Source organism: Ruegeria atlantica, assembly GCF_013032455.1.
Classification (GTDB): Bacteria; Pseudomonadota; Alphaproteobacteria; order Rhodobacterales; family Rhodobacteraceae; genus Ruegeria; species Ruegeria atlantica_B.
Genome location: NZ_WQCF01000001.1, coordinates 732072 through 756243 on the forward strand (window position 1 = coordinate 732072; position 24172 = coordinate 756243).

The window sequence follows — 24172 nt, forward strand, 5'->3', positions numbered from 1 at the left end:
ATCAGCCTCCTACGGTCCAACGGGCGAAGATGCCCCAGAACCATTCGAATTTCGCCGCGAAGGCCACGAAGACCACCCAGGCCAGCGAGAACGGCAGGAACACTTTCCAACCCAACCGCATCAGTTGGTCATAGCGGTAGCGGGGCGTGATTGCCTTGACCATCGCGAAGATGAAGAAGAAGAACGCCATCTTGCCTACCATCCACAGGACGCCGTCGGGCAGACCCGGGATAGGTGACAGCCAGCCGCCAAAGAACAGCAGCGAGGTCAGCGCGCACATCAGGAAGATTGCGATGTATTCACCGGCCATGAACAGCAGGAACATGGTGGCCGAATATTCTACCTGATAACCCGCCACCAGTTCCGATTCCGCCTCGGGAAGGTCGAACGGAGGGCGATTAGTTTCGGCCAGCGCCGAGATGAAGAACAGGAAGACCATCGGGAAATGCGGCAGCCAGTACCAGCCGAAGAAGCCGTATCCGGTGTCCTGCGCATTGACGATCGCACCGAAATTCATCGAGCCGGTCGAGATGATTACGCCAATAATAATCAGACCGATCGAGACTTCGTAAGAGATCATCTGAGCGGCAGATCGCAACGAACCCAGGAACGGGTATTTCGAGTTCGACGCCCATCCCCCCATGATCACTCCGTAGACCTCAAGAGAGGATACGGCGAAAACGTACAGGACGGCCACATTGAGGTCGGACAAGACCCAACCTTCGTTGAACGGGATTACTGCCCAGGCGATCAGAGACAAAACAAAGCTGGTCATCGGGGCCAAAATGAACACGGCGCGGTCGGCCCCGGCGGGAATGACGACCTCTTTCACCACGTATTTCAGCGCGTCGGCCACCGATTGAAGGATGCCGTAAACGCCAACCACGTTCGGGCCGCGCCGCATTTGAACCGCCGCCCAGATTTTCCGGTCGCCATAGACAAGGAACAACAGCGAGATCATCACAAAGGCAACGACTGCAAGCACTTGCGCCAGAATGATGATGGCTATTCCGCCTGGGGTGTTAAAGAATTCAGCCATTGGTCCTCACACCGTGGGTATTCCGTTTTCCGCGAGCGTTGCAAAGGCCAGATGCCTGCGCAAAGAGCGGCTGGGTCGGCGCGTTGGTGTAAACAGCATACGCCGCCATTGCGCCACCCTTTTTGTTGCGCTCCACGCGCATTTCTTGGGCCACTGCGCTGCAGGGACCCAAAAGCGATATGAAACAGTTCTGGTTCATTCCGCCGCAATCTTCTCGGCTTTGCGGGCCTGCGCCTGCGCCGATAGCTCTGCCATCAATTGCGAAGCGCGGGCGATGGGGTTGGTCAGGTAGAAATCTTTGACCGCATTGCGGAAAGATGCCTTGCCCAAAGTAGCCGCATCAAGTGCTGCAACCTCATTCTCGATCACTTCATCAATGCGGGCCAAATGCGGTACCGCCTCGATCAGCACAGTGCGCAGTTGTGCCAGCGAGTCGAAGGGTAACGTTGCCCCCAGCTTAGCCGACAAGGCCCGCAGGATCGCCCAGTTTTCTTTCGCCTCGCCCGGTGCGAACCCGGCACGCATGGCCAGCTGCGGGCGACCCTCAGTATTCACGAACAGACCGTTTTCCTCGGTATAGGCCGCGCCCGGCAGGATCACGTCGGCGCGGTGTGCGCCCCGGTCGCCGTGGCTGCCCTGATAGATCACAAAGGCACCGTCGCCGATTTCGACCTCATCCGCGCCGAGGTTGTAAATGACATCCGCCGCGCTGACCGCATCCATGCCGCCTTCGTTAGTAGCATCCACATCCATTGCGCCGACGCGCGAAGCAGCAGTGTGTAGAACAAGCAGACCACTTTCGGTATTTGCCGCAATGGCTTGCGCAGCGGCCAAAACAGCCGCGCCGTCCGCCTCTTGCAACGCGCCTTGGCCGACGATGACAAGTGAAGGCTTGCCCTTGATCTCATCATCGCCGCCCATGTCGACGACTCTCTGCAACGCCGCGCGGTCGTCACCCATGTGATGATACTCATAAGTCAGATCCGCAGCCGGGCCGACCAGAGCAACCTCGGCCCCATGCGCCCATGCTTTTCGGATACGGGCGTTCAGCACCGGAGCTTCGTCGCGTGGGTTGGTGCCGATCAGCAGGATACGCTCGGCACTGTCGATATCTTCGATCGCGGCGGTCCCGGCATAAGCCCCACGGTTGCCAGCTGGCAGCTTGGCGCCGTCGGTGCGGCATTCGACAACACCGCCCTGCCCTTCGATCATCTGTTTCAGAGCAAAGATCGCCTCGACCGGGGCCAGATCACCGACGATACCAGCAGGTTTCTCAGCCCCTTTTAGAGCCTCGGCTGCTTTGGTCAGTGCTTCAGGCCATGTCGCCGGGCGCAGTTTGCCATTTTCACGCACGTAAGGCTTGTCCAAACGCTGGCGGCGCAGGCCGTCCCAGACAAACCGGGTTTTGTCGCTGATCCATTCCTCGTTCACGCCATCATGGTTGCGCGGCAAGAAGCGCATCACTTCGCGCCCCTTCGTATCCACGCGGATGTTCGAGCCCAGAGCATCCATCACGTCGACGCTCTCGGTCTTGGTCAGTTCCCACGGACGCGCGGTAAAGGCATAGGGCTTCGACGTCAGCGCGCCGACCGGGCACAGGTCGATGATGTTGCCCTGCATGTTGGAATCGAGCGTCTGGTTCAGATACGAGGTTATCTCGGCATCTTCACCGCGTCCGGTCTGCCCCATCTGGGTGATCCCTGCGACCTCGGTCGTGAAACGTACGCAGCGGGTACAGCTGATGCAGCGGGTCATGGCGGTGCCAACCAACGGCCCCAGGTCCAGATCATCCACAGCCCGCTTTGCTTCCTTGAAGCGCGAGCCCGACAGACCATAGGCCATTGCCTGATCCTGCAGGTCGCATTCACCGCCCTGATCGCAGATCGGGCAATCCAGCGGGTGGTTGATCAGAAGGAACTCCATCACACCTTCGCGGGCCTTCTTGACCATGGGTGAGTTCGTCTTGACCACCGGCGCCTGACCTTCAGGCCCCGGGCGCAGATCACGCACCTGCATCGCACAAGAGGCCGCAGGCTTCGGCGGGCCGCCGACAACCTCGACCAGACACATCCGGCAGTTCCCGGCAATCGACAGACGTTCATGATAGCAGAAACGCGGAACCTCGACCCCGGCTTCTTCACAAGCCTGAATCAGGGTCATCGCACCATCGACTTCGATTTCCTGCCCGTCGATATTCACTTTGCGGAGGTCAGACATGGTCTAGTTCGCCCTCAAATACACGCCAATGGCGCTGTTTCTTTCGATTTCCTTCTGTCCCAATGCGCAGAAGGATTTGGGGTTGTCATAGGAAACACCGCTCTGAGCCAAAAATGCTTCGCCCTTGGCACGCATCCGGTCTTTCTCGGCATCTGATTCCACATACGCCCGGATTTCTTTATCCGAGTACCCCAGTTTGTTTGCTTTGGACCGCAGGTCCCACATCACGCCGATTGCCTTTAGCCGACGCCCGCTGATCGACGGGCAGTATTCCGAAATCTCATTTGCGATAGCGATGTAATAGAGTTCGTCGTCGATCTCTTTGACTTCGCGCAAGGGCGGCTTTGCTTCGGCGACAGTCGGCAAAGCAAGGACAGACAGCAAAGCAAGCATTTTCACACCGGACATGACTATTCCTTTCGTCTTGGGAAACCCAAGACGGTCGGCAGCCGGGGTGCTATGCAATAACATCCCCCCTGTCATGGCTTGATATGAAAAAACACGCGTCATGGTCGCTGACAGGTTCCTGCAAAAGTCAACTTGTCGTCGGTGATGCGCAGGTTCTGGGGTTCGGTATCCGGACCAACCTTCCACGCAATGCTGGAGGAACCAAAATTATTGATGCAGAATTTTGTTCCCTCAAAACGACCCGCTTCCCTCGCGCCATCCAAAGAAGCCGAGACACCGTTCACAACCACAGTAAACTCGGTGGGCATGGCCTTCTTGTCGACATGCTTTGCCTTGGTCCGAAAGAAGTGCCCGTCAAAGAGTACACGGTCACTGGACGAGGTCACAGTGCAGGCGGAAGCCACCGTCAAAGCAACAATTGCACTCAGCGTGGATGCACGGCCGGCAAGGGCCTTTAGCCCCAACATCTGTAGCCCCAACATCTGTTTATTCGTACAAGCCAACATCAGAACGCTGCCACCAATGCCATGATGCCCATTACGAACATGCAGGCCCAACCGACGACATAAAGAACCGAACGTAAACCACTGTGTGGCCTGCCGATTCCGCGAATGTGCACAAACAGCATAACCAGACGGGACACCAGAACGACCGAGGCCAACAGGTTCACCCAGAACGGACTGACGCCCATCAGAATTGCGGCGACAGTGATCGCTGCATAGGCTGGCAGGGTCTCGGTGCCATTGAGATAGGCGCGATTCAGGCGGTACGCCTTGTCAGAATAATCTTGCTCAGGCGTCGCCCCCGGAGCCAATCCCTTACCCTGTTTTGCCAGCGCTGACAAAGGCGACAGGAACAGGATGATCAGGGTAAAGATCACCAACGAAGCGATGGCGTGGCCATATTCTGCAAAGAGTTCCATAACGTTCACTCCTTCACCAGAAAGCGCCCGATTGGGTGGCTTGTTCCGGAGATTTCTTCAATGTAACCACAAAGTTGCTCAGTGCTGACTTCGCCTTCGGAAAAGTCAAATCCAGCCTCTGTTAACCACATTCCAAACGCCTGAATTGCCATGGTTCGATGTTTGGACGCACGGCGCATTTCCTTCTTATCGTACCCTTCCGAACGCAGCTGATTGTAGCTCGCAGCATAACCAGATTTTCCAACCGATGCCCCAGCCCAGGAAACACGACCTTTACAATCTGCCTCAACCATGCTGCGCGCAATCTTCAGGCCGGACATTGCAAGCTCGGCCTCGGTAAAGCTCTTTGCCTCACCAAAAAAGTCCTGCGCCATCGCGGCAGAGGCGAGGCCAAGCGAAAAGGCGCTGGCAAATATGATGTTAACCTTTGTTGTCATTCCGCCGCCATCGCACCCATGCGGCCCGACTTCTGGGCTTTGATACGGTCTTCGATTTCTTCACGGAAGTTGCGGATCAAGCCCTGGATAGGCCAGGCCGCCGCATCGCCAAGGGCACAGATTGTGTGACCTTCAACCTGTTTGGTAACGTCGAACAGCATGTCGATCTCTTCCAACTCGGCCTCGCCTCGCACCAGACGGTCCATGACGCGCATCATCCAACCGGTGCCTTCGCGACATGGCGTGCACTGGCCGCAGCTTTCATGCTTGTAGAACTTCGACAAACGCCAGATCGCTTTGATGATATCCGTCGACTTGTCCATCACAATAACAGCGGCCGTTCCAAGGCCCGAACCAAGCTCGCCGCGCAGGTAGTCGAAATCCATGATCGCATCACGCATGTTTTCGCCACGCACACAAGGCACCGAGGACCCGCCCGGGATCACCGCCAGCAGATTGTCCCAGCCGCCGCGAATTCCGCCGCAATGGGTCTCGATCAATTCCTCGAAGGAAATCGACATAGCCTCTTCGACAACGCAGGGGTTGTTCACATGACCCGAGATCGCAAACAACTTGGTGCCCGCGTTGTTCTGGCGGCCAAAACCGGCGAACCAGTCGGCGCCCCGGCGCAGGATGGTCGGCACAACGGCAATGGATTCCACGTTGTTCACCGTGGTCGGGCAACCATACAACCCCGCACCCGCAGGGAACGGAGGCTTCATCCTGGGCATACCCTTTTTGCCCTCAAGGCTTTCGATCAGGGCGGTTTCCTCACCGCAGATATAGGCCCCTGCCCCGTGATGCAGGAACAGGTCGAAATCCCAACCCGAACCGGCTGCGTTCTTGCCCAGTAAGCCGGCGTCATAAGCCTCATCAATCGCGGCCTGCAGCGCCTCACGCTCACGGATATATTCGCCGCGCAGGTAGATATAACAGGTATGTGCGTTCATCGCGAAAGAGGCGATCAGGCAGCCCTCGATCAGCGTATGCGGATCGTGGCGCATGATCTCGCGATCCTTGCAGGTGCCGGGTTCGGATTCGTCCGCGTTAACGACTAAGTATGCCGGACGACCATCGCTTTCCTTGGGCATGAACGACCATTTCAAACCGGTGGGGAAGCCCGCGCCGCCACGACCACGCAGGCCCGAGTCCTTCATCGTCTGGATAATCCAGTCACGGCCTTTTTCGATCAGGCCAGCAGTGCCGTCCCAATGCCCCCGGGCCTGCGCACCTTTCAGCGTGCGCTCATGCATCCCGTAGATGTTGGTAAAGATCCTGTCCTGATCCTTCAGCATCATTCGTTACCTTCAGCTATCCCGACGCATGCGCCAGAGTTGAAAAATGTTCACGCCCGCATAAATGAACGCCGCCAAGGCAGCGAAATCAAAAAGCAGCGCATGCCGCGCCGTCAATCCCAGCGCGGGGCCGACAAACAGGTTCATGACAAGCCAAATCGCCATCGTCACCGCAATGACGATGCCAATATGTCGACCCTTTCGGGCTATGGCCTGTTCCTTGTCCTTGTCCATCTCATCCTGATGCCCCGTACGGGCACCTGTTTAGTCCTCGTAAGTGCCGTCTTTCTTGGCACGTTTGGCAAATTCGGTCTCTTCCCCAGCCGCCAGCTTCGCCGCCTGTTCGATCCAGCCATCACGTTCGATCCGGCCTTTGAACTTCAGCCGAGCGTCAACCCAAGCCACTTGCTCTGGCGTCCAGGCAGCGATTTGGTCAAAGTGATAGAAGCCCAGTTCGTTCAGAGTCTGCTCAAGCTTGGGACCTACACCCTTTAACATCTTGAGGTCATCGGCCTGCCCATCGCGCGCGGCGGCCAATGTCTGAGGTTGATCCTCTTTGACTTCAGCGGGCTTGGCTTTTGCCTCTGACGCCTGTTTCACGGCCGGTTTCGGAGGTTCAGGCGCTTTCGGAGGTTTCGCCGAAGCCGAAGCTCCGGCTGGTTTGCCGTCCTTACCCAGCCAAGGAGTCAGGATCGGAACCTCAGTTCCGTCAATACGTTTGACGGTGTCGCCTAGGTCACTCGCCAGTTGCACGCTGGCGTTATATTGGGTTCTACCGCTGTCGTACTCCGTCAGACTAGTCAGCCCTTTTAGCGGTTCCGCCGCATAGCGCCCGTTCTGAGGGCCCGGGGTCGGCACCTTGCCTGCCGCCAGATCGTCGATGATCCGGCCAAAGCTTTCAGCTGTCAGGTCTTCATAATAATCCTTGCCGATCTGTGCCATCGGCGCATTCGCGCAAGAGCCGAGGCATTCCACCTCTTCCCAGCTCAGCTTGCCATCGGCAGACAGCTCATGCGGCTTGGCGGCGATTTTGTCCTTGCAGACCGCGATCAGATCCTCGGCCCCGCAGATCATGCAGGATGTCGTGCCGCAGACCTGAATATGCGCCACCGAGCCAACCGGCTGCAATTGGAACATGAAGTAGAAAGACGCTACCTCGAGCACGCGGATATAGGCCATACCCAGCATATCGGCGACGGATTCAATCGCCGGGCGGCTCAGCCAGCCCTCCTGCTCCTGCGCGCGCCATAACAGCGGAATGACCGCACTGGCCTGACGCCCCTCGGGGTACTTGGTGATCTGCGCTTCGGCCCATTGCTGGTTAGCAGCAGTGAAGGCAAAGCTTTCGGGTTGTTCGGGATGAAGACGGCGGAGCATTAGCGGTCAATCTCTCCAAATACGACGTCCATGGTGCCAATGATGGCGGCAACGTCGGCCAGTTGGTGGCCCTTGGCGACGTGATCCATGGCTTGCAGGTGCAGGAACCCCGGCGCGCGCAGTTTGGCGCGGTAGGGTTTGTTGGTGCCATCGGCGACCAGATACACGCCGAACTCACCCTTGGGGGCTTCGACGGCGGCGTAGACTTCGCCCGCAGGGACGTGGAATCCTTCGGTGTAAAGTTTGAAGTGATGGATCAGGCTCTCCATCGAGGTCTTCATGTCCGAGCGTTTCGGCGGGGTGATCTTGCCGCGTGCCAAAACATCTCCGGGGCATTCGCGGATTTTGGCGATGGCCTGGCGGATGATGTGCAGCGACTGGCGCATCTCTTCCATGCGGACAAGGTAGCGGTCATAGCAGTCGCCGTTCTTGCCGACAGGGATCTGGAACTCAAACTCGTCATAGCATTCATAGGGCTGCGCACGGCGCAAATCCCATGCTAGGCCCGATCCACGGACCATCACGCCCGAGAAACCGTATTTCTGGATGTCATCCTCGGTCACCACACCGATATCGGCGTTGCGCTGTTTGAAGATGCGGTTTTCGGTCAGCAGACCGTCGATGTCATCGAGAACGGCGGGGAATTCGTGGCTCCACGCCTCGATATCGTCCAGCAGTTCCGGCGGTAGGTCCTGATGAACACCGCCGGGGCGGAAATAGGCGGCGTGCAAGCGGGCACCACAGGCACGCTCATAAAACACCATCAGCTTTTCGCGTTCTTCAAAGCCCCAGAGCGGCGGGGTCAGCGCACCAACGTCCATCGCTTGCGTGGTCACGTTCAGCAGGTGGTTCAGAATGCGCCCGATCTCGGAATACAGAACCCGGATCAGCGAGCCGCGGCGCGGCACTTCCACACCGGTCAGCTTTTCGATGGCCAGACACCAGGCATGTTCCTGGTTCATCGGTGCCACATAATCCAGACGGTCGAAATACGGCAGGTTCTGCAGATACGTCCGGCTTTCCATCAGTTTTTCGGTGCCACGGTGCAGCAGGCCGATATGCGGGTCGCAGCGCTCGACAATCTCGCCGTCCAACTCCAACACCAGACGCAAAACCCCATGCGCCGCAGGGTGTTGCGGGCCAAAGTTGATGTTAAAGTTGCGGATCTTCTGTTCTCCGCTCAGCGCGTCTGTGCTGCCGTCATCGTATCTTGAGCCGTCCATCAACGCCCTCGTTTCTTCTTTTTCGCCTCGGCCCGTACCCGGACCTTTTCGGCTTCGGCTGCTTTGACAGCAGCCCCTGCAAGCAAGACGCCCAACGCGCCCAAAACGATCAGTTCGCCCATCATGTCAACGGCGCTCCATCTCTTGCAGCTTCATCGCCATCATCCACAGTAGGACAATCACAACCGGAGAGATGATGCATGCAAACGCCCAGTTCTTGTTGATCCCGAAATGCGGTAGCAGCTTGATCATCGGAACGACCGTTGCAACAACCAGAATTATCCAGATCAGGAACTCCATGATTACGTCTCCTGTTTCTCATCCCCTGGCAAAATGTAGTTCGCACCTTCCCATGGAGACATGAAATCAAACTGCCGGTATTCCTGCACCAGACTGACCGGTTCGTAGACCACGCGCTTCTGCGCTTCGTCATACCGAACCTCGGTATAACCGGTGGTTGGGAAATCCTTACGCAGCGGATGGCCGCGGAACCCATAGTCGGTCAGAATACGCCTCAGGTCCGGATGGCCCGAGAACAGGATGCCGAACATATCGAACACCTCACGCTCGAACCAGTTAGCCGAGGGGTGCACATCCACGATCGAAGGCACCATGTCCTCTTCACGAACCGATACCCGCAAGCGGATACGCTGATTCTGGTACATCGACAGCAAGTGGTAGACCACGTCGAACCGCTTGGCCCGCTCGGGGTAATCCACGCCTGTGATGTCTACGAGGGTCGAAAATCTGCAGTTCTGATCCGACTTCAGAAATTCCACAAACTCGACAAGGTTCGACGGGGCCACATCGATGTTCAGTTCTCCGTGGGTCACGTCCCAAGACAGAACGCAATCGACTCGTTTCAGTTCCAGTTGCGCGCCGAGTTCCTTGAGTGCTTCGCTCATCTGCCCTCTCCTCAGCGTACAATGGTGCCGGTACGGCGAATTTTGCGTTGCAGCTGCATCAGCCCGTACAACAGAGCCTCGGCAGTCGGGGGACAACCGGGCACATAAATATCAACCGGAACAATGCGGTCGCACCCGCGCACTACGGAATAGGAATAGTGATAATACCCGCCGCCATTCGCACATGACCCCATCGAGATCACATAGCGCGGCTCAGGCATCTGGTCGTACACCTTGCGCAGCGCGGGGGCCATTTTGTTGGTCAGCGTACCAGCCACGATCATAACATCGGACTGACGTGGAGAGGCGCGCGGAGCGATACCAAACCGCTCTGCATCGTAACGCGGCATCGAGGTGTGCATCATCTCAACCGCACAGCAGGCCAGACCAAATGTCATCCAGTGCAGCGAGCCGGTGCGCGCCCAGTTGATGATGTCCTCAGTCGAGGTCAGCAGGAACCCTTTGTCCTGCAGCTCGGCATTCAGGGCCTGAGTGGCGACTTCCTTGTCGACACCAGCGGTGTTTGCGCCCGTCATCACTCCCATTCCAGGGCCCCCTTCTTCCATTCATAGGCAAAGCCGATGGTCAGCACCGCCAGGAACACCATCATGGACCAGAAACCCACATCGCTGATGTCCTTGAAGCCCACGGCCCAAGGGAACAGAAAGGCGATTTCCAGATCGAAGATGATGAAGAGAATCGAGACGAGGTAAAATCGGACGTCGAATTTCATCCGCGCATCATCGAAGGCGTTGAAGCCACACTCATATGCGCTGACCTTTTCGGGGTCGGGATTGCGGACTGCCAGAACCACAGCCGCCAGAATCAGGACGATTCCAAGGCCGACAGCAACGGCCAGAAACACCAGGATCGGGAGATATTCCCGCAACAGGTCTTCCACGAATAGCTCCTTTCCCGCGCACCTCAAATCGGGAGCGCCGTCAATTGGCGTGTTGACTGGACATTCTCTATCCGCGCCGGGTCAGAGGGTCAACCGAACACAAACGCGCAGGGCTGAATATTCCGCTTGCCAAGGCTTGCCGAAAACTAAGGAGATTGGCGAATCTGTAGCGGGGTATCTTTGAATTAAACCTAACTATTCCATGCAGGTTTTCGCTTTTCGAAAAAGGCACTTATGCCTTCTTGCGCTTCTTCAGTTTCCCAGCGGTCGACCAGTGCCTGGATCGTTTGATCGATCACCTTATTGTCAATGGTCGGTCCCAGTGCCCGCACTAATCCCTTGGCCGTGCCCACGGCCCCCGGCGCGCAGGATAAATAGGGCAGAATTTCAGCTTCGATAGCCTCGTGCAGATCGGTGACCGGGACAGCTTTGGCCAACAGCCCAAGCTCGACCGCTTCGGCAGCTTCGAACACCCGCGCGGACATAAACACGCGCCTCGCACGGGCCTCGCCCATACGCGCGATAACATAGGGGCCTATGGTTGCTGGAATCAGGCCAAGCCGCGTTTCGGTCAGAGCCATCTTTATTCCGTCCACACCGATTGCCACGTCGCAGACCGCAGCCAGACCGACGCCGCCGCCGAAGGCATTGCCCTGTAAAGCTCCGATCAATGGACGGGGCATGGTGTTCAGCGCCTGCAACATTTCCGCCAGCTTGCGTGCTTCGGAGAACCGGGTATCGGGATCTGCGGCCATTTGGTCCTGCATCCAGCCCAGATCTCCGCCAGCGCAGAAACTCTTACCCGCGCCAGTCAACACAACGGCGCGAACCTTGTCATCGGCACCCAACCGGTGCGCTGCCTGTGTCAGTTCAGAGATCATCTGCGCCGACATCGCGTTGTGCTTTTCCGCCCGGTTCAGGGTAAGGGTTGCAACCCCACGCGCATTGGTAGTGACCGAAATCGTTTCAAACATGCCCATCCCTCACTCTGGCCTCATGGCCCGCGCCATCTGCGCAGCCTCGTCCACAATCCCCAGATCAAGCCCAGTTTGGTAGCCCAACCGCTCAAGATGGGCGGCCACGGCTTCGGTGGCGACATTCCCGGCGGCTCCGGGCGCATATGGACAGCCACCAAGACCACCTACGGCGGCATCAAAGGTCCGCACGCCCAGCGCCAGCGCGGCGTCGATATTGTCGATGGCTCGACCGTTTGTGTCGTGGTAATGACCGGCGAGGCGCGTCACTGGCACACGCTCACGCACCGCCAAAAGCATATGCGCGATGGTATCCGGCGTGCCCTGCCCAATCGTGTCGCCCAGCGAGATCTCATAACAACCAAGCGAGAATAGTTTGTCGGCCACCTCGGCCACCTTCTCGGGCGGCGTCGGGCCATCGTATGGGCAATCAGTAGCACAGGAGACATAGCCCCGTACCGGCAGGTCAATATGACGCGCGGCTTCAAGGATCGGCGTGAACCGTTCAATGGACTCTTCAATTGTCGCGTTGATATTTGCTTTTGAAAATCCCTCGGAGGCGGACGCAAAAACAGCGATTTCATCCGCTTTGGCCGCCAGGGCGTCCTCGTAGCCACGCATATTCGGTGTCAGCGCGGCATATCGCACCCCGTCTGCCCGCTTGATCCCGGCAAGCACCTCTGCGCTGCCTGCCATCTGCGGCACCCACTTGGGAGAAACGAAACTGGCCACCTCGATGCGGTTGAAACCGGCACGGCTGAGGCAATCGACCAGCGCCACCTTTTCGGCCACCGGAATCTCACGCTGCTCGTTCTGCAAGCCGTCGCGCGGCCCTACTTCGAAAATCTCGACCCGCTCGCCCATGGCTGCGCTCCTCCCGGTTTTGTCACGTTCTTCAAATGGATGACCTGACTGTGCCACGTGATGTTGCGCAGGAACAGGTTACTCTTCCTCCAACCTGATCAGGGCAGCTCCGGCTTCAACCTGAGCACCATCATCAGCCAGCACTTCGGCAACGATGCCATCACGGGCGGCTAGCAGAGAATGCTCCATCTTCATGGCTTCCAGAATGGCAAGCCGGTCGCCTTCCTGCACCGTCTGTCCCACGGTAGCAAACACAGCCTTGACCAGGCCTGGCATGGGTGCCTCGATCACATTGGTATCACCCGCGGCGCTGGTATCGCGGTCGAGTGGATCAACGACGTCAAACGCCTGCCCATAGTTTTCAAATACCGTGACCCGCCCGCCTGAAATCGCAACACGCGGCATCGGCGTCCCATCAATGGACCAGGTACCGCCATTACGCTCGGCAATGACGGTTTCTCCTCCCACCGTCCAAGTCTGACGGTTCGGACCTTCAACCTGCACATCCAGATCAATGACGTCCCCGGCCGCCAATTGGACCGCCCGGTGCAATGGAGCCCAGAGGTAAAAGCCGGTCTGTTCAGTTGTCTCGATAAGATCCAACGCCGTCATTGCAGCGGCCACGCTGGTCGCAGCCGAGACACGAGCGCCCCGCGTCAATGCCTCAAGATCGCGTCCGATCAGCCCGGTATCCACGTCACCTGTTGCAAATCCTGCATGCCGGGTCAGCGCACCCAGAAAGGCAAGGTTCGTGACGGTGCCCGCGACTTCGGTCTGATGCAAGACGCGGTGCAACTGCTCCAGCGCAACCGCGCGCGTGGGACCGTGGACGATAACCTTTGCGATCATTGGATCATACCACGGGCTGATCGTGTCCCCCGCACGTACACCACTGTCGGCGCGGCATGCTGGCGGAAACTGCAGATGGGTCAATGTCCCGGTCGCAGGCAGGAACCCCTTGGGTACATCCTCGGCGTAAAGCCGGGCTTCGAACGCATGGCCATTGATCGACAATTTATCCTGCGATTTCGGCAGCGTCTCACCCGAGGCGACCCGCAATTGCCACTCGACAAGATCGACGCCGGTGATCGCCTCGGTCACCGGATGTTCGACCTGCAGGCGGGTGTTCATCTCCATGAACCAGAACCGATCCGGGCGCAGACCGTCCGAGGCATCGACGATAAACTCAACCGTCCCTGCCCCTTTGTAGCCAATCGCCTCAGCCGCGCGCACGCCAGCCTGCCCCATCGCCTCGCGCATCTCGGCTGTCATACCGGGGGCTGGAGCTTCTTCGATCACTTTCTGATGGCGGCGCTGCAGCGAGCAATCGCGTTCAAACAGATGCACAGCATGGGTGCCGTCACCAAAAACCTGCACCTCGATATGGCGTGGTTTTGCGACGAATTTCTCGACCAGCACCGCATCATTACCAAAGGCAGTGCGCGCCTCACCTCGTGCACTGTCCAGCGCGGTGGCAAAATCTGCTGGGTCTTCGACAAGGCGCATCCCCTTACCGCCACCACCTGCAACCGCCTTGATCAGCACCGGATAGCCGATGGTATCTGCAGCACCGGCCAGATGCTCGGGATCCTGATTGTCTCCGTGATAGCCGGGCACCACGGGTACACCGGCCTGCTCCATCAGAGCCTTGGCGGCATCCTTCAGGCCCATCTTGCGGATCGCATTCGCCGAGGGGCCGATAAAGGTCAGACCCGCGACTTCGACCGCATCCACGAAGTCCGGGTTTTCGGATAAAAACCCGTAGCCTGGATGGATCGCCTGCGCACCAGTATCCAGCGCAGCCTGAATGATCACATCCCCCTTCAGATAACTTTCTGAGGGAGCCGCACCGCCGATATGGACAGCTTCATCGGCCATCAGTACGTGCTTAGCGGAAGCATCCGCATCCGAATAAACCGCGACGCAGGACACACCCATCTTCTGGGCGGTTTCCGTCACCCGACAAGCAATCTCGCCTCGGTTGGCAATCAGAATTTTGTTAAACATTTTTTTCATCCTTCCGCTGCCAGATCCTCGATCAGATGAAACCGCTCGCAGACCAGTTCCATCTTGGGGTCAAACCCGCCATTGCGTTCGAAATACCGGCGGTGCCCATCGCGCCAACCGTCCAGCGTGTCATTTTCACCCTCTGCCAACGCAAAATCCTCGGTCACGTCACAAAACCTGCGTATCGAAACATCCGCCGTTTCGATGACGAGAGCCGGTCGTCCATCCCACTCCAAAGCGATGTCGCGCCGACCGGGCTTAGGCATATCCGCACTGCCCTCGGGAAAATCCCTAAGAGCGCCACACGTGGCCGTCTTCGCCCCAGATCGAACCAATGTAAGCAATTCGTCACACAAGGTTTGACTGTCACCGAATTTGAATGTCTGAGCTTCGGGATAGCGCGCTATTATTCTGTCTAGTTCAGCGTTCATGCTACATCCTGAACACGCCGAAACGTGTCTCCTCTATCGGGGCGTTCAGTGCGGCGCTCAGCGACAGGGCCAACACGTCGCGGCTTTTGCGCGGGTCGATGATGCCGTCATCCCACAACCGCGCCGAAGCATAAAGCGGGTGCGACTGTTCCTCGAACATCTCCAGCGTCGGGCGTTTGAATTCGGCTTCTTCCTCGGCAGACCAAGTGCCGCCCTGCCGCTCGATCCCGTCACGTTTGACAGTGGCCAAAACGCCTGCGGCCTGCTCACCCCCCATCACGGAAATCCGCGAGTTCGGCCATGTCCACAGGAAGCGCGGCTGATAGGCGCGACCCGACATACCGTAGTTTCCGGCCCCGAATGAGCCTCCGACAAGCATTGTGATCTTGGGCACTGAGGTCGTGGCAACCGCCGTCACCATCTTGGCCCCGTGCCGCGCGATACCCTCGTTTTCGTATTTACGGCCCACCATGAACCCGGTGATGTTCTGCAGGAAGACCAGCGGGATGCGGCGCTGAGAACACAGCTCGACAAAATGCGCGCCCTTCTGCGCCGACTCGGAAAACAGCACACCGTTATTGGCGATGATCCCGACCGGACAGCCTTTGACATGGGCGAAACCGGTCACCAGAGTTTCGCCAAAGCGCGGTTTGAACTCATCGAACCGGGACCCATCGACCAACCGTGCGATGACTTCGCGAATGTCATACGGCGTGCGCAGGTCCGCCGGAACAACGCCGAGGATTTCATCGGGGTCATAGGCCGGGTCCTCGGGGCTGGCCCAGTCCACCGTCTGAGGTTTGCGCAAGTTCAGCGATCCCACCGCGCGGCGCGCCAAGGCCAGCGCGTGGGCATCATCCTCGGCCAGATAATCCGCGACGCCGGACAGGCGAGTGTGGACGTCGCCGCCGCCCAGATCCTCGGCGCTGACAACCTCTCCCGTCGCGGCCTTGACCAGAGGCGGCCCAGCCAGAAAGATCGTGCCCTGTTCTTTCACGATGATGGTCACGTCCGACATCGCGGGCACATAGGCCCCGCCTGCAGTACATGAGCCCATCACGACGGCGATCTGGGCGATCCCCTTGGCACTCATCCGCGCTTGGTTATAGAAAATTCGGCCAAAATGGTCGCGGTCAGGGAAAACCTCATCCTGATTGGGCAGGTTCGCACCGCCGCTATCCACCAGATAGATGCAGGGCAGATGGTTTTCCTCGGCAATCTCCTGCGCGCGGAGGTGTTTCTTGACGGTCATAGGATAATAGGTGCCGCCCTTCACGGTGGCGTCGTTGCAGACCACCATAACCTCACGCCCCTGCACCCGGCCAATGCCTGCGATAACCCCGGCACAAGGCGCAGCGTCCCCATACATCCCATGCGCCGCTGTCGCCCCGATTTCCAGAAACGGAGACCCCGGGTCCAACAGGTTCGCCACCCGCCGGCGCGGCAACATCTTGCCCCGCGATTCATGCCGCGCGCGAGATTTTTCACCGCCCCCCATACGGGCCGCTTCGGCAGCGGCTGAGATTTGCGCTAGCGCGTCCAGATGGGCGGCTCGGTTTGCCTTGAAGCCCTCAGAGGCGGGCATGGCTTTGGATGTGAGTTTCATGTCTAAGGCACCTGTTTTTCTTCAGCGCGTTCAGCCGCGCGTTGGAGCATTCTCAGCGTGAGCCAGCCAGCCATGGCATCCGCATAGCCACAAACAACCTGCTCAGAGACACCTTGGACTTGAACGTCTTCACAATCAGGTATCGCTGGTGCAAATTGGGCCAATAATTCATTGTCGAATATTCTCTTTGCATCTCTTGTTAACTCTTGCGCTGTAGGAGGGTCTTCGTGGCCAAAACGGTTTTTTTCTGGGATTTGAGACCACTCCGAAATCGTTTCGTTACGCATCCACTTTGACACCACCAAAACGCATCTTTCGGCCTCAGCACTTGGGTCCGCCAACTCACACATCCTGAGGCTTTGACTGATACATTCCACGTCCATAGGAAGCGCATAGTCGACATCTGGAACCAGATCAGTGCAAGCTCGCAAAAATGCGACTGTATCAAACCTGTCGGGGTCCGCTGCCTCGGTTTGCGTTGCTATGTTGATTGCACTCAGCACTGTCGCCAGAACAAATAAGCTTCTCAATTCGAATATCACTTGTTCAATTCCTCCGCCGCCCGCGCCTTTAATTCCTTGCGAATCACCTTGCCCGTCACCGTCATCGGCAATTCCTCCAGAAAGGCCACCTCACGTGGGTAGGAGTAACGCGCCAGACGGTCCTTGACCCAATCCTGCAACTCCTGCTCCGAAGCCTCGGTCCCCGGCTTCAACACCACATAGGCCTTCACAATCTCGGTTCGCAGCGGATCGGGCTTGCCGACCACGCCCACCGTCGCCACCGACGGATGGGTCAGCAGGCAATCCTCGATCTCGGCAGGGCCAATGCGGTATCCGGCCGAGGTGATCACGTCATCATCACGGCCGACGAAGCGCAGATAGTCGCCCTCCCACACGCCGCGGTCGCCTGTGATCAGCCAGTCGCTACGGAACTTCTCAGCCGTTGCCTCGGGCCGATTCCAGTATTCCAGCAGCATCGAGGCCGAGCCGCGCCGGATGGCCACATCGCCCTCCTCGTCGGTCGGGTTGCCATCCTCATCAATCACAGCCACCTCGTGCCCCGGCACCGGCTGACCGATACAACCGGGCCGCACCGGGAAATCCTCGGCGCAGGAGGAGACAACCATGTTGCATTCAGTCTGGCCGTAAAACTCGTTGATCGTCAGGCCAAACGCCTGTTCACCCCATGCCAGCATCTCTGCCCCCAATGGCTCACCACCCGAAGCCACCGAGCGCAAGCCAGGGATTGCTTGGTCCGCCGCCTTGAGCATCCGCAAAGCGGTCGGCGGAAAGAACACATTGCGCACCTCACCCCGCGCGATCACATCAGCGCAAGCTTTAGGCGAGAATTTCTCAAGACGCGCGGCGACCACAGGAATGCCCAGCGCCAAACCGGGCATCAACACATCGAACAACCCTCCGATCCAGGCCCAATCGGCGGGCGTCCAAAGGCAATCGCCATCGCGCAAATGATTATGGCTGATCGACACGCCCGGCAAGTGACCAGTCAGCACCCGGTGACCATGCAGAGCGCCTTTTGGTTTACCCGTCGTCCCCGAAGTATAGATCAACACTGCTGGGTCTTCCGGCCCTGTATCGACAAATGGCATCGGACTATCCGATGGCATGATCTGATCAACCAGCAACGAATGGGCGAGACCGCCCAGCAACGCGGCCCCCTCAGCATCCGTGACCACCAACTGCGCTCCCGCATCCCCGACGCGCGAAGCCAGTGCATCCCGTTTGAACAGCTTGAACAGCGGCACCGAGATCGCCCCCAGCTTCCAAATCGCTAGATGCGCTGCTGCGCACCAAGGCGACTGGCTTAGCAACACACCGATGCGGTCCCCAGCCCGAACCTGTGGCTGAAGTACACGCGCGAGCCCATCAGCCATGCGCGCCAACTGACCATAGGTGACACGCTCGGTTCCATCATTGGTCAGGTCAATGATCGCCACGCGCTCACCAGGATGCGCGAGACACTGCCGCGCCATGTTGAGCCTGTCTGAAATGGCCCAACCCCCGGAATTTCGCATACCGGGTATGCGCTTATCGGGACACATGGCGAGAAACCCTTGTTTTTATAAACTTAATCCGCACCGGAAGATCTCTTTCCCTTACAAGAACTTGATGCAGATCAGAGTTCCCGGCGGTCTTGCCTTGCAGAAGCGACCCATCAACAAATTCAAAGGCCATAAAATGACTAAAACACTCGCCGCTTTGACATTCTCGACCGCGCTTGTCGCGCTTGCCGCCCCTGCAATGGCCCAGAACCAAGGTGACTGGACCGTGGGTGTCGGTGTTGGCTACCTTGAGCCGAAATCCGACAACGGCACTCTGACCGGCGGCCTCGACGTCGAAGTGGATTCGGACACGCGCCCGATCTTTACCGTGGAATATTTCGTCCGCGACAACCTCGGCATCGAACTTCTGGCTGCTACCCCGTTCGAACACGACATCACTTTGAATGGCAGCATTGACGCGGGCAGCGTCAAGCACCTGCCGCCCACCCTGTCGCTGAACTACCACTTCCCGACCAACAGCGTTTGGAAGCCCTATGTCGGTGCAGGTCTGAACTACACAATTTTCTTCGACGAAGAGCTGCCCGGACTCGAGCTTGACAACTCCTTCGGCATCGCGCTGCAGGCTGGCCTGGACTACATGGTCACCGAAAAAGGTGCCGTACGTCTGAACGTCCGCTGGTTCGACATCGACTCGGACGTTTCGCTGGGCGGCACCGATATCGGCACCGCCGAAATCGATCCTTGGCTGGTCGGCGTATCCTACGTCCATAGCTTCTGATCCCTTTCAGGCCACGCCCCGCCATCCTATGGCGGGGCGTTTTCCTTTCAGACCATCTCGTTCATCATTTCCCGCCCGATCAGCATCCGGCGGATTTCACTGGTGCCTGCTCCGATCTCCATCAACTTGGCGTCTCGGAAAATCCGGCTGACAGCCGAATCTGACAGGAACCCGGCACCACCCATCGCCTGCACAGCCTGGTGCGCCTGCGTCATTGCCTGCTCCGAGGCATAAAGGCAGCACGCTGCCGCGTCCTGACGGGTCACGTCGCCCCGATCGCAGGCCTTGGCGACCTCATAGACATAGGCACGTGCTGAGTTCATCGCGGTGTACATATCCGCAATCTTGCCCTGCATAAGCTGAAAGCTACCGATCGGTTTGCCGAACTGCTTGCGTTCAGCCAGATAAGGCATGATTTCATCCAGACAGGCAGCCATGATCCCTGTGCCGATCCCGGCCAGCACCACGCGCTCATAGTCCAGTCCGGACATTAAAACCGCCACACCCCTGCCTTCTTCGCCCAGAACGTTCTCGAAGGGCACCTCGACATCTTCAAAGATCAACTCGGCCGTATTCGACCCACGCATCCCCAGCTTGTCGAAATGGGGCGAAGTCGAAAATCCCGCCATCTCCTTCTCAATCAGAAAGGCTGTAATCCCTTTCGAGCCCGCATCCGGATCCGTCTTGGCGTAAACAACCAGAGTATCCGCGTCCGGCCCATTTGTGATCCAATACTTATTGCCGTTCAGACGATAGTGATCGTTGCGCTTTTCCGCGCGCAGCTTCATCGAAACCACATCAGACCCAGCCGATGCCTCGGACATTGCCAATGCGCCGACATGCTCACCCGAAATCAAACGCGGCAGGTACTTCGCCTTCTGTTCGTCGGTTCCGTTCAACTTGATTTGATTGACGCACAGATTTGAATGCGCCCCGTAAGACAGAGAAACCGAGGCCGAGGCCCGCGCGACCTCTTCCACCGCGACTGTGTGGGCAAGATAAGACATGCCAGCGCCGCCATACTCCTCGGGTACGGTTATGCCAAGCATCCCGAGATCACCCATCTCTTTCCAAAGCTCATTGGGAAATGCGTTGGATTTGTCGACCTCGGCAGCCATCGGCTTGACCCGCTCCTGCGCCCAGCGATGCACCATTTCACGCAGGGCATTCACGTCTTCGCCCAGATCAAATTGCATTGTAGCTGTGAACACGTCGCGGCCTCCTCACCAACTTAATGAACACTTGTTCAATAAGTTGGTAGCAGCGAATCCCCTACAGGTCAATGCGCAGGTAGCGGGCACAAAAAATGCCGCCCTGCACAGGGCGGCATTTCACAGGAAACGAGCGTGCGCCATCGGCGCACACCTTTGGATCACGCTTGGAACACAGCCCCGACCTCGGCCCGAATGATCCGTGCGATCAATCGGCAATCGTCCAGTGAGAAAGTCAGCGGCACGCGCATATCCATCACCCCAGCTAGGATGCGATCACTGGCAGGCAAAGGCTCGCTGTCGGCATAGCGCCAACTGTCATAACGCGAGGTGAACCCGGTCGGTTCAGCACCCCCGAACCATTTCAGTTCAACCCCCCGCGCAGCGCAACGCCGGATAACCTCGGCAATACGCTCGGGCGACCAACCCAGCAGCAAGAATTGGATCGACGAGCCGACATAGGTCTCTTCTTCGGGGCGCTCCACAATAGTTAAGCCGGGTGTGTCTAGCAAACCGGCTGCGATCTCGTCATAACGCTCATTCCACCGCTGCACCTGCTGGTCCAGATCGCGCAGTTGCGGGCGCAGGATCGCCGCACGCAGGTTGTCCATGCGACCAGACACGTTGGGGGTTGTGTATTTGATCTTTTCGAACACCTCTGGCCCCGGCGCAGCAAGGTGACGTTCATACAGCATATACGACCCCGACAGCATCGTGGCCTTGGCCGCAAGTTCTTCATCATCGGTGATCAGCAACCCACCCTCACCGGAATTGACGTGTTTGTAAGTCTGGCAGGAATAGCACCCTATCGCCCCCTGACGCCCCGACAACAGGCCGCGCCACGCGGCCCCCATCGTGTGGGCGCAATCCTCGATCACCGTAACGCCCGCCGCGTCGCACATCTGCATCAGACGATCCATGTCGCAGAGATGCCCTCGCATATGACTCAGCATCAGAACACGAGCCTGATCCAACTTGGCTGCCAGATCATCCAGATCAATCGTCAGGTTTTCGGTCACACCCACGAAAATCGGCCTTGCCCCGACCGAGGCGATCGCCCCCGGTACTGGTGCCAGAGTAAACGCGTTGGTCAAGACCGGATCACCCGGCTTTACCCCGACCGCTCGCAACGATGTCGCCAATGCATATCCACCAGAAGACACCGCTAAGCAGTATTTCGCCCCCATCTGCGCCGCGAATTCCTGTTCCAGCAGAGCAGTTTCGCCCAACTCACCGGGCACCACGTTATAGCGATGCAGGCGCCCATGGCGCAGAACGGCCATCGCGGCCTCTATCGCATCGTCGGGAAGGGGTTCTTGTTGGGTGAAACTACCAGTGAATATCTCGCTCATAGGCTCGTTCTGATCCTACTTTAGGTTGGGGTCAAGAGATCACGCCGCCGCGCCGATCAGGCCAGTGACCAGCTCGGGCAAATCATCGAAGTGATGCAACAGCGCTTCGGGCTCCAACGCTGCCATGTCTTCGCCGGACGGGCCGAATGTCACCAGCACCGAAGGCACACCCGCCGCCCGCGCCGTGTTGCGGTCGGTGTCTGAATCGCCAATCAGAACGCATAGCTCGGGATGCCCACCCGCCCGACGCGCGGCTTCGCGCAGGGGCTCAGGGTCGGGCTTGCGCACTGGCAGGGTATCTGCCCCGACCAGAGATGCGAATTGATCCCGCACTCCCATCTGGATCAGCAACTGTTCAGCCAGTGCCTCGGGCTTGTTGGTGCAGATACCCACACCGTAACCTGCCAATTTCAACATTTCGACGGCCTCAAGTGCGCCGGGATAGAACTGCGTGTGGGTATCGATGGCTTGCGAATAGGCCCTGAGCAACGTCGGATAGTAGGCATGAACCGTATCTTCATCATAGGCCCCAAGCCGCTTGAGCCCATGAGTCAGCATCATTCGCCCACCCCGTAGTGCAACGGCTGCATCCTGCTCGTGGATCAGCACATCCCCATGCCCCATCTCACGGAAGCAATGGTTGGCAGCGGCCAGCAGATCACCCGATGTATCGGCCAAAGTTCCGTCCAGATCGAAGATAACCGTGCGCATTGTGTCTCCTGTCTCGGCGGGTTTTTGCCGCGTCATGTTGCAAACGGCAATCTTGTTTGATGGCTGAACCGCTTGCGCCTTTGTCCTCAGCGGATAAAACGGACCGCAACAAAACACAAAGAGAAATCGGTTTCATGAGCACTGCCCTTGTCATCCTTGCCGCTGGAAAAGGCACCAGGATGCATTCGGATACCCCCAAAGTTCTGCACCCCATCGCCCAGGCCCCCATGCTGATTCACGCCATGCGCGCGGGTGCCGTGCTGTCGCCCGAGCGCACCGTGATCGTCACCGGACATGGGGCCGAGGCCGTGGCAAAGGTTGCCACTGCCGAAGATGAAGGCGCACAGATCGCGGTTCAGGAAGAACAGTTGGGAACAGCCCACGCCGTCGCACAGGCCCGCGACGCCTTGGACGGATTCATGGGTGATGTCGTGGTTCTATATGGTGATACACCATTTATTTCGCCCGACACACTAGAACGCATGATCGCTGCACGGGCGGAAAATGATCTGGTCATTCTGGGGTTCGAGGCCGCTGATCCCGCGCGCTATGGCCGCTTGGTCATGAAAGGCGACAATTTGGAACGGATCGTCGAATATAAAGACGCATCGGATGAAGAACGTGAAATAACCTTCTGTAACTCAGGTCTTTTAGCATGCAATGCACAGACGCTGTTTTCGCTGATCGACGCGGTCGACAATAACAATGCTTCGGAAGAATACTACCTGACTGATGTTGTCGAAATCGCCCGCGAGCGTGGATTGCGGGTGACGGCAGTGGCCTGTGATGAAACACAAACAATGGGCGTCAACTCGCGCACTGATTTGGCCGCAGCAGATGCCGTGTTTCAGGCCAGTGCGCGCGCCGAACTGCTGGATCTTGGTGTGACCCTTATGGCCCCGGATACCGTCTATCTGGCCGCCGACACCATTATCGGCCGTGATACGGTGATCGAACCTAACGTTGTCTTCGGCCCCGGTGTCACCGTCGAAAGCGGTGCAACGATACGAGCATTTTCGCATCTGGAAGGCTGCCATGTCAGTCGCGGCGCCGTTGTTGGCCCCTACGCCCGCCTGCGCCCCGGAGCGGAGCTGGCGGAAAACACCCGCATCGGCAACTTTGTCGAGATCAAGAACGCGGAAATCGCCGAAGGCGCCAAGGTCAATCACCTCAGCTATATCGGCGATGCTTCGGTCGGTGCGGCTTCGAATATCGGCGCGGGTACAATTACCTGCAACTATGATGGGGTGATGAAGCACCGCACCACGATTGGTGAGAATGTATTTGTCGGCTCGAATACCATGCTGGTTGCTCCGGTGACTCTGGGCAACGGCGCGATGACGGCGACCGGCACAGTGGTAACGCGTGATGTTGACCCGGATGCGCTGGCCGTGGCTCGCGCCAAGCAGGACAACAAGCCCGGCTACGCACGTAAATTATTTGAAATGTTGAAGGCGAAGAAGGCTCGCCGCGACAAAGGAGCCTGAT

At 58.3% G+C, this 24172-nt stretch carries 27 protein-coding genes; 2 read left to right on the forward strand and 25 right to left on the reverse strand.

The features are described 5' to 3' along the window. Nucleotide 1: 1 nt before the first annotated feature. The 22 genes from nuoH to GOW93_RS03685 all read right to left on the reverse strand — a co-directional run bounded on the left by nuoH (nt 2) and on the right by GOW93_RS03685 (nt 18671). On the reverse strand, nt 2-1039 hold the full coding sequence (nuoH, locus tag GOW93_RS03585; protein WP_170381674.1) for an NADH-quinone oxidoreductase subunit NuoH: 1038 nt from the start codon (nt 1037-1039) through the stop codon (nt 2-4). A gap of 195 nt (nt 1040-1234) precedes the next feature. Further along, nucleotides 1235-3256, reverse strand: coding sequence for an NADH-quinone oxidoreductase subunit NuoG (gene nuoG, locus GOW93_RS03590; protein WP_170381675.1), 2022 nt, complete (start codon nt 3254-3256; stop codon nt 1235-1237). A 3-nt stretch (nt 3257-3259) separates the two neighbouring features. Further along, the gene (locus GOW93_RS03595; RefSeq protein WP_254443440.1) at nt 3260-3664 is read right to left on the reverse strand and encodes a DUF5333 domain-containing protein; all 405 of its coding nucleotides are present in this window, start codon (nt 3662-3664) and stop codon (nt 3260-3262) included. Nucleotides 3665-3762: 98 nt separating this feature from the next. Continuing rightward, nucleotides 3763-4146: a hypothetical protein gene (locus GOW93_RS03600; RefSeq protein ID WP_254443441.1), complete on the reverse strand. Its 384-nt coding sequence runs from the start codon at nt 4144-4146 to the stop codon at nt 3763-3765. Between the two features lie 23 nt (nt 4147-4169). Then, nucleotides 4170-4586: an MAPEG family protein gene (locus GOW93_RS03605; RefSeq protein ID WP_170381677.1), complete on the reverse strand. Its 417-nt coding sequence runs from the start codon at nt 4584-4586 to the stop codon at nt 4170-4172. A gap of 5 nt (nt 4587-4591) precedes the next feature. Then, nucleotides 4592-5023 carry a hypothetical protein gene (locus GOW93_RS03610; RefSeq protein ID WP_170381678.1) on the reverse strand — a complete coding sequence of 144 codons (432 nt, stop codon included), beginning with the start codon at nt 5021-5023 and terminating at the stop codon, nt 4592-4594. After that, entirely contained in the window at nt 5020-6318 is a 1299-nt protein-coding gene (nuoF, locus tag GOW93_RS03615) for an NADH-quinone oxidoreductase subunit NuoF (RefSeq protein WP_170381819.1), read from the reverse strand. The genes GOW93_RS03610 and nuoF overlap by 4 nt, the downstream gene beginning before the upstream one ends. A gap of 12 nt (nt 6319-6330) precedes the next feature. Then, on the reverse strand, nt 6331-6552 hold the full coding sequence (locus GOW93_RS03620; protein ID WP_170381679.1) for a DUF5337 domain-containing protein: 222 nt from the start codon (nt 6550-6552) through the stop codon (nt 6331-6333). 30 nt (nt 6553-6582) lie between these two features. Beyond that, nucleotides 6583-7695, reverse strand: coding sequence for an NADH-quinone oxidoreductase subunit NuoE (gene nuoE, locus GOW93_RS03625; protein ID WP_170381680.1), 1113 nt, complete (start codon nt 7693-7695; stop codon nt 6583-6585). Continuing rightward, on the reverse strand, nt 7695-8918 hold the full coding sequence (locus GOW93_RS03630) for an NADH-quinone oxidoreductase subunit D (protein WP_170381681.1): 1224 nt from the start codon (nt 8916-8918) through the stop codon (nt 7695-7697). Before GOW93_RS03630 ends, nuoE begins: the two co-directional genes overlap by 1 nt. Beyond that, nucleotides 8918-9043: a hypothetical protein gene (locus tag GOW93_RS20830; RefSeq protein WP_302476981.1), complete on the reverse strand. Its 126-nt coding sequence runs from the start codon at nt 9041-9043 to the stop codon at nt 8918-8920. Before GOW93_RS20830 ends, GOW93_RS03630 begins: the two co-directional genes overlap by 1 nt. Nucleotide 9044: 1 nt before the next feature. Continuing rightward, complete coding sequence (locus GOW93_RS03635) at nt 9045-9218, reverse strand: hypothetical protein (RefSeq protein ID WP_170381682.1); 174 nt, start codon at nt 9216-9218, stop codon at nt 9045-9047. Nucleotides 9219-9220: 2 nt separating this feature from the next. Continuing rightward, nucleotides 9221-9823 carry an NADH-quinone oxidoreductase subunit C gene (locus GOW93_RS03640; protein ID WP_170381683.1) on the reverse strand — a complete coding sequence of 201 codons (603 nt, stop codon included), beginning with the start codon at nt 9821-9823 and terminating at the stop codon, nt 9221-9223. Between the two features lie 11 nt (nt 9824-9834). Beyond that, a complete protein-coding gene (locus GOW93_RS03645; protein WP_037307875.1) occupies nt 9835-10368 on the reverse strand; it encodes a NuoB/complex I 20 kDa subunit family protein in 534 nt (177 codons plus the stop codon). Next, nucleotides 10359-10724, reverse strand: coding sequence for an NADH-quinone oxidoreductase subunit A (locus tag GOW93_RS03650; RefSeq protein ID WP_170325678.1), 366 nt, complete (start codon nt 10722-10724; stop codon nt 10359-10361). Before GOW93_RS03650 ends, GOW93_RS03645 begins: the two co-directional genes overlap by 10 nt. 191 nt (nt 10725-10915) lie before the next feature. Beyond that, complete coding sequence (locus tag GOW93_RS03655) at nt 10916-11698, reverse strand: crotonase/enoyl-CoA hydratase family protein (protein ID WP_170381684.1); 783 nt, start codon at nt 11696-11698, stop codon at nt 10916-10918. Between the two features lie 9 nt (nt 11699-11707). Next, nucleotides 11708-12562 carry a hydroxymethylglutaryl-CoA lyase gene (locus GOW93_RS03660; protein WP_170381685.1) on the reverse strand — a complete coding sequence of 285 codons (855 nt, stop codon included), beginning with the start codon at nt 12560-12562 and terminating at the stop codon, nt 11708-11710. A 78-nt stretch (nt 12563-12640) separates the two neighbouring features. Further along, on the reverse strand, nt 12641-14569 hold the full coding sequence (locus GOW93_RS03665; RefSeq protein WP_170381686.1) for an acetyl/propionyl/methylcrotonyl-CoA carboxylase subunit alpha: 1929 nt from the start codon (nt 14567-14569) through the stop codon (nt 12641-12643). 5 nt (nt 14570-14574) lie between these two features. Continuing rightward, complete coding sequence (locus GOW93_RS03670; protein ID WP_170381687.1) at nt 14575-15000, reverse strand: ASCH domain-containing protein; 426 nt, start codon at nt 14998-15000, stop codon at nt 14575-14577. 1 nt (nt 15001) lies between these two features. Next, nucleotides 15002-16606 carry a carboxyl transferase domain-containing protein gene (locus GOW93_RS03675; RefSeq protein WP_170381688.1) on the reverse strand — a complete coding sequence of 535 codons (1605 nt, stop codon included), beginning with the start codon at nt 16604-16606 and terminating at the stop codon, nt 15002-15004. 2 nt (nt 16607-16608) lie between these two features. Beyond that, complete coding sequence (locus GOW93_RS03680; protein WP_170381689.1) at nt 16609-17148, reverse strand: hypothetical protein; 540 nt, start codon at nt 17146-17148, stop codon at nt 16609-16611. Then, nucleotides 17145-18671, reverse strand: coding sequence for an AMP-binding protein (locus GOW93_RS03685; protein ID WP_170381690.1), 1527 nt, complete (start codon nt 18669-18671; stop codon nt 17145-17147). Before GOW93_RS03685 ends, GOW93_RS03680 begins: the two co-directional genes overlap by 4 nt. Nucleotides 18672-18807: 136 nt before the next feature. Here GOW93_RS03685 and GOW93_RS03690 point away from each other — a divergent pair, with 136 nt between their 5' ends. Continuing rightward, on the forward strand, nt 18808-19410 hold the full coding sequence (locus GOW93_RS03690; RefSeq protein ID WP_170381691.1) for an OmpW/AlkL family protein: 603 nt from the start codon (nt 18808-18810) through the stop codon (nt 19408-19410). A 47-nt stretch (nt 19411-19457) separates the two neighbouring features. On the opposite strand, the gene GOW93_RS03695 is transcribed toward GOW93_RS03690, so the two are convergent. The 3 genes from GOW93_RS03695 to GOW93_RS03705 all read right to left on the reverse strand — a co-directional run bounded on the left by GOW93_RS03695 (nt 19458) and on the right by GOW93_RS03705 (nt 22684). Then, a complete protein-coding gene (locus GOW93_RS03695) occupies nt 19458-20621 on the reverse strand; it encodes an isovaleryl-CoA dehydrogenase (RefSeq protein WP_170381692.1) in 1164 nt (387 codons plus the stop codon). Between the two features lie 161 nt (nt 20622-20782). Next, nucleotides 20783-21973 carry a DegT/DnrJ/EryC1/StrS family aminotransferase gene (locus GOW93_RS03700; protein ID WP_170381693.1) on the reverse strand — a complete coding sequence of 397 codons (1191 nt, stop codon included), beginning with the start codon at nt 21971-21973 and terminating at the stop codon, nt 20783-20785. Nucleotides 21974-22012: 39 nt separating this feature from the next. Next, complete coding sequence (locus GOW93_RS03705; protein ID WP_170381694.1) at nt 22013-22684, reverse strand: HAD-IA family hydrolase; 672 nt, start codon at nt 22682-22684, stop codon at nt 22013-22015. Nucleotides 22685-22818: 134 nt separating this feature from the next. Between GOW93_RS03705 and glmU the strand changes: the two genes are divergently transcribed. Further along, the gene (gene glmU, locus GOW93_RS03710; RefSeq protein WP_170381695.1) at nt 22819-24171 is read left to right on the forward strand and encodes a bifunctional UDP-N-acetylglucosamine diphosphorylase/glucosamine-1-phosphate N-acetyltransferase GlmU; all 1353 of its coding nucleotides are present in this window, start codon (nt 22819-22821) and stop codon (nt 24169-24171) included. Nucleotide 24172 lies beyond the last annotated feature (1 nt).

What these genes read in the sequence shown, in the direction of transcription:
- GOW93_RS03595 (WP_254443440.1), bottom strand. Translation starts at nt 3,664, where the DNA reads ATGTCCGGTGTGAAAATGCTTGCTTTGCTGTCTGTCCTTGCTTTGCCG.
- GOW93_RS03705 (WP_170381694.1), bottom strand. Translation starts at nt 22,684, where the DNA reads ATGCGCACGGTTATCTTCGATCTGGACGGAACTTTGGCCGATACATCG.
- GOW93_RS03645 (WP_037307875.1), bottom strand. Translation starts at nt 10,368, where the DNA reads ATGGGAGTGATGACGGGCGCAAACACCGCTGGTGTCGACAAGGAAGTC.
- GOW93_RS03690 (WP_170381691.1), top strand. Translation starts at nt 18,808, where the DNA reads ATGACTAAAACACTCGCCGCTTTGACATTCTCGACCGCGCTTGTCGCG.
- GOW93_RS03605 (WP_170381677.1), bottom strand. Translation starts at nt 4,586, where the DNA reads ATGGAACTCTTTGCAGAATATGGCCACGCCATCGCTTCGTTGGTGATC.
- GOW93_RS03655 (WP_170381684.1), bottom strand. Translation starts at nt 11,698, where the DNA reads ATGTTTGAAACGATTTCGGTCACTACCAATGCGCGTGGGGTTGCAACC.
- GOW93_RS03640 (WP_170381683.1), bottom strand. Translation starts at nt 9,823, where the DNA reads ATGAGCGAAGCACTCAAGGAACTCGGCGCGCAACTGGAACTGAAACGA.
- GOW93_RS03620 (WP_170381679.1), bottom strand. Translation starts at nt 6,552, where the DNA reads ATGGACAAGGACAAGGAACAGGCCATAGCCCGAAAGGGTCGACATATT.
- GOW93_RS03700 (WP_170381693.1), bottom strand. Translation starts at nt 21,973, where the DNA reads ATGAGCGAGATATTCACTGGTAGTTTCACCCAACAAGAACCCCTTCCC.
- nuoF (WP_170381819.1), bottom strand. Translation starts at nt 6,318, where the DNA reads ATGCTGAAGGATCAGGACAGGATCTTTACCAACATCTACGGGATGCAT.
- GOW93_RS03600 (WP_254443441.1), bottom strand. Translation starts at nt 4,146, where the DNA reads ATGTTGGGGCTACAGATGTTGGGGCTAAAGGCCCTTGCCGGCCGTGCA.
- GOW93_RS03630 (WP_170381681.1), bottom strand. Translation starts at nt 8,918, where the DNA reads ATGGACGGCTCAAGATACGATGACGGCAGCACAGACGCGCTGAGCGGA.
- GOW93_RS20830 (WP_302476981.1), bottom strand. Translation starts at nt 9,043, where the DNA reads ATGATGGGCGAACTGATCGTTTTGGGCGCGTTGGGCGTCTTGCTTGCA.
- GOW93_RS03665 (WP_170381686.1), bottom strand. Translation starts at nt 14,569, where the DNA reads ATGTTTAACAAAATTCTGATTGCCAACCGAGGCGAGATTGCTTGTCGG.
- GOW93_RS03660 (WP_170381685.1), bottom strand. Translation starts at nt 12,562, where the DNA reads ATGGGCGAGCGGGTCGAGATTTTCGAAGTAGGGCCGCGCGACGGCTTG.
- GOW93_RS03675 (WP_170381688.1), bottom strand. Translation starts at nt 16,606, where the DNA reads ATGAAACTCACATCCAAAGCCATGCCCGCCTCTGAGGGCTTCAAGGCA.
- GOW93_RS03610 (WP_170381678.1), bottom strand. Translation starts at nt 5,023, where the DNA reads ATGACAACAAAGGTTAACATCATATTTGCCAGCGCCTTTTCGCTTGGC.
- GOW93_RS03685 (WP_170381690.1), bottom strand. Translation starts at nt 18,671, where the DNA reads ATGTGTCCCGATAAGCGCATACCCGGTATGCGAAATTCCGGGGGTTGG.
- nuoE (WP_170381680.1), bottom strand. Translation starts at nt 7,695, where the DNA reads ATGCTCCGCCGTCTTCATCCCGAACAACCCGAAAGCTTTGCCTTCACT.
- GOW93_RS03635 (WP_170381682.1), bottom strand. Translation starts at nt 9,218, where the DNA reads ATGGAGTTCCTGATCTGGATAATTCTGGTTGTTGCAACGGTCGTTCCG.
- nuoG (WP_170381675.1), bottom strand. Translation starts at nt 3,256, where the DNA reads ATGTCTGACCTCCGCAAAGTGAATATCGACGGGCAGGAAATCGAAGTC.
- GOW93_RS03670 (WP_170381687.1), bottom strand. Translation starts at nt 15,000, where the DNA reads ATGAACGCTGAACTAGACAGAATAATAGCGCGCTATCCCGAAGCTCAG.
- nuoH (WP_170381674.1), bottom strand. Translation starts at nt 1,039, where the DNA reads ATGGCTGAATTCTTTAACACCCCAGGCGGAATAGCCATCATCATTCTG.
- glmU (WP_170381695.1), top strand. Translation starts at nt 22,819, where the DNA reads ATGAGCACTGCCCTTGTCATCCTTGCCGCTGGAAAAGGCACCAGGATG.